Raw genomic sequence first — 8,750 nt, 5'->3', positions numbered from 1 at the left:
GGCGTGCCCGTCACATCCGGCGCCCCCGTTGCGCACCCGTTGCGCACCCGTTGCGCCCCGTTGCGCCCCGTTGCGTCTGGTCGCGTCTGGTCGCGTCTGGTCGCGCCCGCTTCGCACCCGGCCCGCGCCATCCCCCTCACATCCAAACCGCCAACCGGAACCAGCATGTCGCTCACCCAACGCCTCGGCCTTCGCGGCGAGCCCTTGTGGCTCATGGACGGCTCGGCCTTCATCTTCCGGGGCTTCTACGCCTACCAGAGCATGCAGCGTTCGGACGGGTTTCCCACCAACGCGCTGTTCATCGTCACCCGCATCCTGCTGCGCCTCCTGCGCGAGGAACGCCCCACGAATTTCTGCTTCGTCCTCGACGGCAAGGGACCGACCTTCCGGCACGAGCTGTTCCCGCCGTACAAGATGCAGCGCGCGGTCACGCCGGAACCGTTGGTGCAGCAGCTGGATCCCATCAAGCGCATGGTAAGGGCGCTGGGCCTCCCGCTGGTCGTGTCCGACGGGTGCGAGGCCGACGACTGCATCGCCTCGCTGGCGGCGCGCCACCGCGCCGAGCGCCCCGTGGTCATCGTGGGTACGGACAAGGACCTGAAACAGTGCCTGCACGACAACGTGGTGCTGTGGGACCCGGCGGCCAAGGAAGAAAAGCTGGTCACCCTCGCGGACTTCACGGCGGAAACGGGCCTTGCGCCCGCCCGCTGGCCCGACTTTCAGGCGGTCATCGGCGATTCGTCGGACAACATTCCCGGCATCCCCGGCGTGGGCCCCAAGACGGCGGAAAAGATATTCAAGGACTTCGGATCCCTGGAAGACATCCGCGACCGCGTGGGCGAACTGCCCGAAAAGCTGCGCGCCAAGTTCGAGCCGCACCTTGAAACCATGTTCCTGTACCGCCAGCTGACCACCCTGACCACCGACGCCTGCCCGGAAGTGACCCTGCCCGACCTGGCCGTGCGCCCGCTGGACCCGGCGGAGGCCGGTGCCATGCTGCGCGAATTCGAGTTGCGTCAGCTTACCCGCGAACTCTCCGGCATGATCGAGAACGGCAGCGTCACCTCTGCCCCGCGCTCCACCAGCCAGGTGCAGGCCAGCCTGTTCGGCGACGAGGGCCGCCGGGCCGACCCGGTGAACACCTGCAAGGACCCCGGCAAGCTGCCCGACTGCGAAGGCGTGGCCGCCGCCGTGGTGCCCGTGTTCGACAACGGCGCCATCACCGCCTACGCCGTGGCCGCCGGGGATTGCGAAAGCCGCTACTCCGGGCCGGTGGACGCGCTGGCCAGCCATCTTTCCAGGGCCGCGCAGGTGGCCGCGCCCGACGTGAAACACCTCTTGCGCACCGACCCGGCCTGGGCCGGCATGGACCCGGCCCGCTGGTTCGACCTGGGGCTTGCCGCCTATCTGCTGAACCCGGAAGAGCGCGACTACGGCTGGCCACGCCTGGCCGCCCGCTGGGGCGACGAACTGGAACGCTCGTCCGGCAACCCCGGCCTGCTGGCGCTGGAAATGGCGGGCGCGCTGTCGGGCCGTCTGGCCGGGGCGCAGCTGTCGCGCCTGATGCGCACGCTGGAAATGCCGCTGATCCCCGTGCTGGCCGACATGGAAGCGGCGGGCATCGCCGTGGACCTGGACGCCTTTGCCGCCTTCCTGCGGGAGGTGCAGGGCGAACTCGACCGCCTGACGCGCGACGTCTACAAGGCCGCCGGGGGCGAATTCAACATCCGGTCGTCGCAGCAGCTGGCCGAACTGCTGTTCGGCACGCTGGGCCTGCCCACGGGCGGCAAGACCAAGGGCGGCCAGACCTCCACCGCGCAGGACGTGCTGGAAAAGCTGTCCGGCCGCCATCCGGTGGTGGACGCCATCCTGGAATTCCGCAAGCTGGAGAAGCTGCGCTCCACCTATCTGGAGCCGCTGCCCCGCCTTGTCGATGATGCCGGGCGCATCCACACCACCTTCAACCAGTTGGCCACGGCCACCGGGCGGCTGTCCTCCAGCAACCCGAACCTGCAGAACATTCCCGTGCGGGGCGACCTTGGCCGCCGCATGCGCACCTGCTTCACCGCCGCGCCGGGCCTGCGGCTGGTGTCCGCCGACTATTCACAGGTGGAACTGCGCGTGCTGGCCCACATGTCGCAAGACCCCACGCTGCTGGCCGCCTTCCGCGAGGGGGCGGACATCCACAGCCGCACTGCCAGCCTGTTGTACGACGTGGCGCAGGATCAGGTTTCCACCGACCAGCGCCGCAACGCCAAGACCATCAACTTCGGGCTCATCTACGGCATGGGGCCGCAGAAACTGGCGCAGGAACTGCGCATCCCGCTCACCGAGGCCAAGGCGTTCATCGAACGGTACTTCAGCAAGCTGCAAAAGCTGCGCGAATTCTACGACGAGGCGGAAACCACCGCCCGCGAGCTGGGCTACGTGACCACCATGGCGGGCCGCCGCCGCCTGCTGCCGGAAATCCATTCCGAAAACACCCAGCTGAAGTCGCAGGCACGCCGCCAGGCCATCAACACCCTGATCCAGGGCAGCGCCGCCGACATCATCAAGCTGGCCATGCTGGCCGCTCACGCCGACCCGGACCTGCGCGCCCTGAACGCCCGGCTCATCCTGCAGGTGCACGACGAACTGCTGCTGGAAGTGCCCGCCGACAACGCCCCCGTCGCTGGCGAGCGCCTTGCCGCACTCATGTCCGGCGTGCGCCCCGGCGGTATCGCCCTGGATGTGCCGTTGGCAGTTGACTGGGGGCAGGGGGAGAACTGGGGCGTTGCACATTGACGCAATCTGTTGGAAGACATCGCGTGGGGGAGAGGCGGGAAACTTTTGAAAAAGTTTCCCGCCTCTCCCCCACACCCCCTCTCCACCCTTCCAAACTTTTCAAATGGGGCTGACGCCACGGCGTTTTTCCCCACCCGAATAAAAAGTTTAGGGGAAAGGGGATGGGGGGCCGGGGGAAGGGGAAAACCCCCTTCACGCTCTGCGGTCGCCATCCGTAAGGCTCGAAGACTCGCCCAACGGCTGCCGCAAAAGGGGGTTTTCCCCTTCCCCCGGTTCTTCTTGTTATCACAGCCATCAAGGGACCGCATGAAGACACTGATCCTGAAACGCGGGGAAGAGCGCCGACTGCGCGTGGGGCACCTGTGGGTGTTCAGCAATGAAGTGGACGTGCAGCGCACGCCGCTCAAGGACTTTGCGCCGGGCGAGGCCGCCCTGGTCATGGACGACGGGGGCCGCTGCCTGGGCACGGCCTACGTGAACCCGGCCTCGCTGATCTGCGCCCGGCTGGTGAGCCGCCGCGAGAACGACCCGCTGAACGCGGACATGCTCAGAACGCGCATTGACCGCGCGCTGGCCTTGCGGCAGGCGCTGTTCGACACGCCGCACTACCGGCTGTGCTTCGGCGAGGGCGACATGCTGCCCGGGCTGGTGGTGGACCGCTACGGCGACACGCTGGTGGCCCAGATCACCACGGCGGGCATGGACGCGCAGACCGACGCGGTGGTTGCCGCGCTGGTAGAGGTCACCGGTGCAACCGGCGTGCTGCTGCGCAACGACACGGCCTCGCGCGAACTGGAAGGCCTGACCCGCGAGGTGCGCATGGCGTACGGCTCCGTGCCCGACACGGCGGAAATTTCCGAGAACGGCTGCACCTTCACCGTGCCGCTCACCGCCGGGCAGAAAACCGGGTGGTTCTACGACCAGCGCGACAACCGCGCCTTTGCCGCCCGCTTCGCCAAGGGGCAGGACGTGCTGGACGTGTTCTGCTACGTGGGCAGCTTTGGCGCCACGGCGGCGCGCGCGGGCGCGGCCTCGGTAACGCTGGTGGATGCGTCCCTGCCTGCCGTCGAACTGGCGGTGGAGAACGTGAAGGCCAATGGCCGCGCGTACGGGCCAGGTGGCGTGGACGACGCGGACGGCATAGAAGGCGACGCCTTCGAGGCCATGACGGAGCTGCGGCGCGAGGGCCGCAAGTTCGGCCTGGTGTGCCTGGACCCGCCCGCGTTCATCAAGCGCAGGAAGGACGCCAAGCAGGGCCTGACGGCCTACCAGCGGGCCAACGAACTGGCACTCGACCTGGTGGCCGATGGGGGTGTATTCGTCACCTGTTCCTGCTCGCAACACCTCGACAGGGAAGAATTGCGCCGCGTGCTCACCCATGCCGCGGCAAAACGGAAGATGCAGGCCCAGATCATCGCACAGGGGCATCAGGGCGCGGACCATCCGGTACACCCGGCCATGGCCGAGACCGACTACCTGAAATCCTTCACCGCGCGGATATTCCGCGCCTGAACCGGAGACATTGCGGCATGCTCGACAAGCCCCGCCTGCTCACCCCCGGCCCCACGCCCACGCCCGAACGGGTGCGGCTGGCCATGGCCCATGACATGATCCACCACCGCAAGCCCGCCTTCAAGGCCATCATGGCGGCGGTGCAGCCCAAGCTGCGCGAACTGTTCGGCACGGCCCAGCCGGTGCTGCCCATGGCCTGTTCCGGCTCGGGCGTCATGACTGCCGCCGTGCACGGCCTGTTCAAGGCAGGCGAAAAGGTCATCGTGGTCGAAGGCGGCAAGTTCGGCCAGCGCTGGCGCGAAATCGCCGCCGTGCGCGGCCTGAACGTGGTCTCCGTGGTGGTGGACTGGGGCCGCCCGGTCACCCCGGCGGAAGTGGAAGCAGCCCTCGACGAACACCCTGACGCCGCGGGCGTGCTGGTGCAGCTGTCGGAAACGTCCACCGGCACCCTGCACCCGGTGCGCGAGATCGCCAGGCTCACCGCCGGGCGCGACACCCTGCTGGTGGTGGACGGCATCTCCGCCGTGAGCATTTCGCCCTGCCCCATGGACGAATGGGGCATCGACTGCCTGCTCACCGGTTCGCAAAAGGGGCTGATGCTGCCGCCTGGCCTCGGCCTCATCGCGCTGTCCGAGCGGGCCTGGCGCAAGGCGGACACCGTGCCGCCCTCGTGCTTCTATTTCAACTTCCGGGGCGAGCTGGCCAACCTCGAAAAGCAGCAGACCCTGTTCACCACGCCGGTCAGCCTTATCATAGGACTTAACGAAAGCCTGGACATGTTCCGCGAGGTGGGGCTGGAAACCGTGTACCGCAAGCAGTGGGCGCTGACGCAGATGGCCCGGCGCGGGGTGACGGCCATGGGCCTTGAGCCGCTGGTGAAGGAAGGCTACACATGGGGCCTGACCAGCGTGCTGCTGCCAGAAGGCGTGCCCGCCACCGGCGTGCTGCGCGTGGCCGCGGAGCGCTTTGGCGTCATCATGGCCGCCGGGCAGGACCACATGAAGGAACGCATCATCCGCATCGGCCACATGGGCTGGCTGGACTGGGCCGACCTGGCCGCCGGGCTGCACGCCCTGGCCGAAGGCTTCCGGGCCTGCGGCGGGTACATCGGCACGCGCGACGTGCTGGAGCAGGCCCTGGCCGCGTACCAGGCCGGGCTGGCGGTTACGCCGGGAACAGAGATTTAGGAAATACGGGGAGGGGGACCCTTTCCAAAGGGTCCCCCTCCCCGAACCCCTCCCCCCCCAAACTTTTTTGATAGTTGGGGCTGCCGTCATCTTTTGACCGGGGTGCAGGAGACGGAAGCCGTTAGGTGAACGCGAAGCCTGAACCTTGCGGATGGCGCTCGCAACGCGCCACGCCCCCCTGCCCGCCGGAGGCACCCAAAAAGCCTGCCCGGCCCAAAACGCGAGGATGTGACCATGACCGACAACGAACGCACCGGCTGCGGCTGCGCGGCTGGCGGGGCCAAGGAAGGCGACAAGGGTGGCGCGCAGGACGGCGCACCCCATGGTGCCCCCCAGATGCCGCAGGTGACCTTTTCCACCTTCATCCTGTCGCTGGCCTCGTCGGCGCTGGTGCAGCTGGGCGAAGTGCCCGACCCGGACACCGGGCGCACCAGCGAGAACCTGCTGATGGCCAAGCACACCATCGACGTGCTGACCATGCTGCAAGAGAAGACGCGCGGCTGCGCCGACGCGGACGAGGCGCGCCTGCTGGAAGGCGTGCTGTACGAACTGCGCATGAAGTACGTGGTGCACAGGAAGTAACCGCCGGATCCCAGAGACTCCACAGATCATGCGGACCACGCGGATTACGCGGACCTAACAGACCAAACAGCGCAAGGACCACGGCATGACTAGCATCCGCGCCGGACTCGTGGGCGTTACCGGCTACACGGGCATGGAACTTACCCGCCTGCTGGCGGGCCATCCGAACATGCGCCTTGTGCGCGCCACCTCGCGCACGGAGGCGGGCCGCCCCCTATCCGACATCTATCCCTTTCTGCGCGGGCTGCCCGGCGGCGACGTAGTCATGACCGCGCCCGACCCGGACGACCTGGCCGCCAACTGCGACGTGGCCTTCCTGGCCGTACCCCACGGGGCGGCCATGGAAATGGGCGCCACCCTGCGTGAACGCGGCCTGCGCGTGGTGGACCTTTCGGCGGACTTCCGCCTGCGCGACCCCGACGTGTACGAGGCCTGGTACAAGGTGCCCCATACCCGCCGGGCCGAACTGCCCCAGGCGGTATACGGCCTGCCGGAACTGTACGGCGATGCGGTGAAGAAGGCGGGCCTGGTGGCCAACCCCGGCTGCTACCCCACGGCCACCATCCTCGGCCTGTACGCGGCGCTGAAGCACGGGCTGGTGGAAACCGACGGCATCGTGGTGGACGCCAAGTCCGGCGCCACCGGCGCGGGGCGCAAGGCCGCCGTGGGCACGCTGTTCTGCGAGGTGTCCGACACCTTCCGGGCGTACAACATCGGCAAGCATCGCCACACCCCGGAAATCGAGCAGGAACTGTCGGCCATCGCGGGCACGTCCATGGTGGTGTCGTTCAACCCGCACCTGTTGCCCATCAACCGGGGCATCCTGACCACCATCTATGCAAAGCTGGCAAAGCCCGTCAGCCCGCAGGACGTGCAGGCCGCCTTCGAGCAGACCTGGCAGGGGTCGCGCTGGGTGCGCGTGCTGCCCGCCGGGCAGCTGCCGGAAACCCGCCACGTGCGCGGCACCATGTTCTGCGACGTGGGCGTGGTGACGGACCAGCGCACGGGTCGCCTGGTCATCCTGTCCGCCATCGACAACCTGTGCCGGGGCGCTTCCGGCCAGGCCGTGGCCAACGCCAACCTGATGTTCGGCCTTCCCGTGGAAACCGGGCTGATGCTGGCCCCGCTGATGCCGTAGCGCACGGCGCGGCAACCATCGTTCCCACAAGGGGGCGCTCCGGCAAGGGGCGTCCCCTTTTTTCCGCACGTGGCAGGCTGGGTTCGCCCGCTCCTGCAGGTCACTGCCCCCGTCAATCCGTCAGTCTTTCCGGAAAATTGGACGCCAGCCCGGCCCGGTGAAATCATCAGCCCCCCATCCCGTGGCGGTAGGGTGCATGATAATCATGTGCCATCGGCCCCCGCCCCTGCCATGCAGAGAAAGATAGGGGGTATCGCATATGAGCATCCGGACGCGCATCCTGCTCGCCGTCCTCGGACAGGCGCTGCTGGCCATGGCCCTTTGCACTGCGGTCATCGTCATTTCCAACCGCCAGACCTCCGACGGCATGGCCGTCAACCTGGCCGGGCGACAGCGCATGCTCAGCCAGAAGATGACCAAGGAGGCGCTGGCCCTGCTGCACGGCGGCCCGGCCCCCTTGCGCCAATCCATTGCCAACCAGATCCGCATATTCGACGTCACGCTGGCGGCCTTCATCGATGGCGGGCAGGCTCCGCTGACCCTGAAGGGCGATGGTCCCACGGGCCAGTTGCCCCACCCCAGCGCCACGGTGCGCGCCCAGTTGCTGACCGTGCGCGGCGAATGGCTGCGCCTGCGCGGCCTGGTGGAAGCCGCCCTGCCCGAAGGGGCCACCCCCGCGCCGGACACCGCCTCCGCCCTGCTGGCCGCCAGCGACGGAGTGCTGGATGCCATGAACAAGGCCGTCACCCTCATGCAGGGCGAATCGGAAAGCCGGGTGTCCACCCTGCTTGCCAGCCAGGTCATAGGGTTGAGCCTGGCCTTGGCGCTGGGCGCGGTGGCGGTGCTGGTATTGCACCGGCAGGTCATCCGCCCCCTGTACGACATCCGTGACTTTGCACGGGAACAGGCCCAAAGCCCCCGATGCATGGACCTTGCGGGCAACTTCCACCGCGAACTTCGCGAGGTGGCCGACGCCCTGTGCGCCATGACCGGCAACCTCACAGGCGCACTGGGTTTTGCGGAAGGCATCCTGCGCAGCATAGAGACACCCTATCTTGTCGTGGACACTCAGGAAAAGGTGCTGCGCTGCAACACCGCCCTGCTGGATCTGCTGGAACGCGACGGCACGCCGGAACAATACCATGGCATGGGTGCCTCGGAATTCTTCTACGGCGACCCAGGCCGCCAGACCGTGGTGGGCAAGGTGATGCGCGACGGACAATCGGTGGTGCGCGAAGTGGAAATAACCGGGCGGCGCGGCGGCGTGCGCCGTGTGAACATTGCCGCATCGCAACTGCGCAACTCCATTGACGATGCCATCATCGGCGGCATCTGCCTGTACACCGACCTGACCGAATTGCGCCGGGCCGAGGCCGAGGCGCAAACCCGCAGCGACCGGCTGGCAGAAGCTGCGCGCGAGGCGGACGGCATCTCGCGCGAAGTGGTGGACCGCTCCGAGCTGTTGTCCGACCGCGTGCGCGACGCGGCGCTGGGCGCGCAAACCCAACGCGACCGGGTGGATGAAACCGCCATGGTCATGCAGGACG

At 67.8% G+C, this 8,750-nt stretch carries 6 protein-coding genes; all 6 read left to right on the top strand.

Translation table 11 applies throughout. The annotated features are described in order from the left end of the window. Positions 1-165 precede the first annotated feature (165 nt). Positions 166-2,784, top strand: coding sequence for a DNA polymerase I (polA, locus tag FVW27_RS01850; RefSeq protein WP_167122236.1), 2,619 nt, complete (start codon positions 166-168; stop codon positions 2,782-2,784). Positions 2,785-3,090: 306 nt separating this feature from the next. Continuing rightward, on the top strand, positions 3,091-4,296 hold the full coding sequence (locus FVW27_RS01845) for a class I SAM-dependent rRNA methyltransferase (protein WP_167122234.1): 1,206 nt from the start codon (positions 3,091-3,093) through the stop codon (positions 4,294-4,296). A 17-nt stretch (positions 4,297-4,313) separates the two neighbouring features. Further along, positions 4,314-5,483, top strand: coding sequence for a pyridoxal-phosphate-dependent aminotransferase family protein (locus FVW27_RS01840; protein ID WP_167122232.1), 1,170 nt, complete (start codon positions 4,314-4,316; stop codon positions 5,481-5,483). Positions 5,484-5,717: 234 nt separating this feature from the next. Then, complete coding sequence (locus tag FVW27_RS01835; protein WP_167122230.1) at positions 5,718-6,065, top strand: DUF1844 domain-containing protein; 348 nt, start codon at positions 5,718-5,720, stop codon at positions 6,063-6,065. An 85-nt stretch (positions 6,066-6,150) separates the two neighbouring features. Further along, complete coding sequence (gene argC, locus FVW27_RS01830) at positions 6,151-7,203, top strand: N-acetyl-gamma-glutamyl-phosphate reductase (protein ID WP_167122229.1); 1,053 nt, start codon at positions 6,151-6,153, stop codon at positions 7,201-7,203. 259 nt (positions 7,204-7,462) lie between these two features. Beyond that, positions 7,463-8,750: type IV pili methyl-accepting chemotaxis transducer N-terminal domain-containing protein (locus FVW27_RS01825; RefSeq protein ID WP_167122227.1), on the top strand; the 1,288-nt coding region annotated here is incomplete at its 3' end.

Origin of the sequence: Nitratidesulfovibrio liaohensis (assembly GCF_011682075.1) — a bacterium.
GTDB classification, from domain to species: Bacteria; Desulfobacterota; Desulfovibrionia; order Desulfovibrionales; family Desulfovibrionaceae; genus Cupidesulfovibrio; species Cupidesulfovibrio liaohensis.
The sequence above is the reverse complement of the archived record's forward strand: the minus strand, read 5'-3'. Positions and strand labels throughout refer to the sequence as shown.

What these genes read in the sequence shown, in the direction of transcription:
- FVW27_RS01835 (WP_167122230.1), top strand. Translation starts at nt 5,718, where the DNA reads ATGACCGACAACGAACGCACCGGCTGCGGCTGCGCGGCTGGCGGGGCC.
- FVW27_RS01840 (WP_167122232.1), top strand. Translation starts at nt 4,314, where the DNA reads ATGCTCGACAAGCCCCGCCTGCTCACCCCCGGCCCCACGCCCACGCCC.
- argC (WP_167122229.1), top strand. Translation starts at nt 6,151, where the DNA reads ATGACTAGCATCCGCGCCGGACTCGTGGGCGTTACCGGCTACACGGGC.
- FVW27_RS01845 (WP_167122234.1), top strand. Translation starts at nt 3,091, where the DNA reads ATGAAGACACTGATCCTGAAACGCGGGGAAGAGCGCCGACTGCGCGTG.
- polA (WP_167122236.1), top strand. Translation starts at nt 166, where the DNA reads ATGTCGCTCACCCAACGCCTCGGCCTTCGCGGCGAGCCCTTGTGGCTC.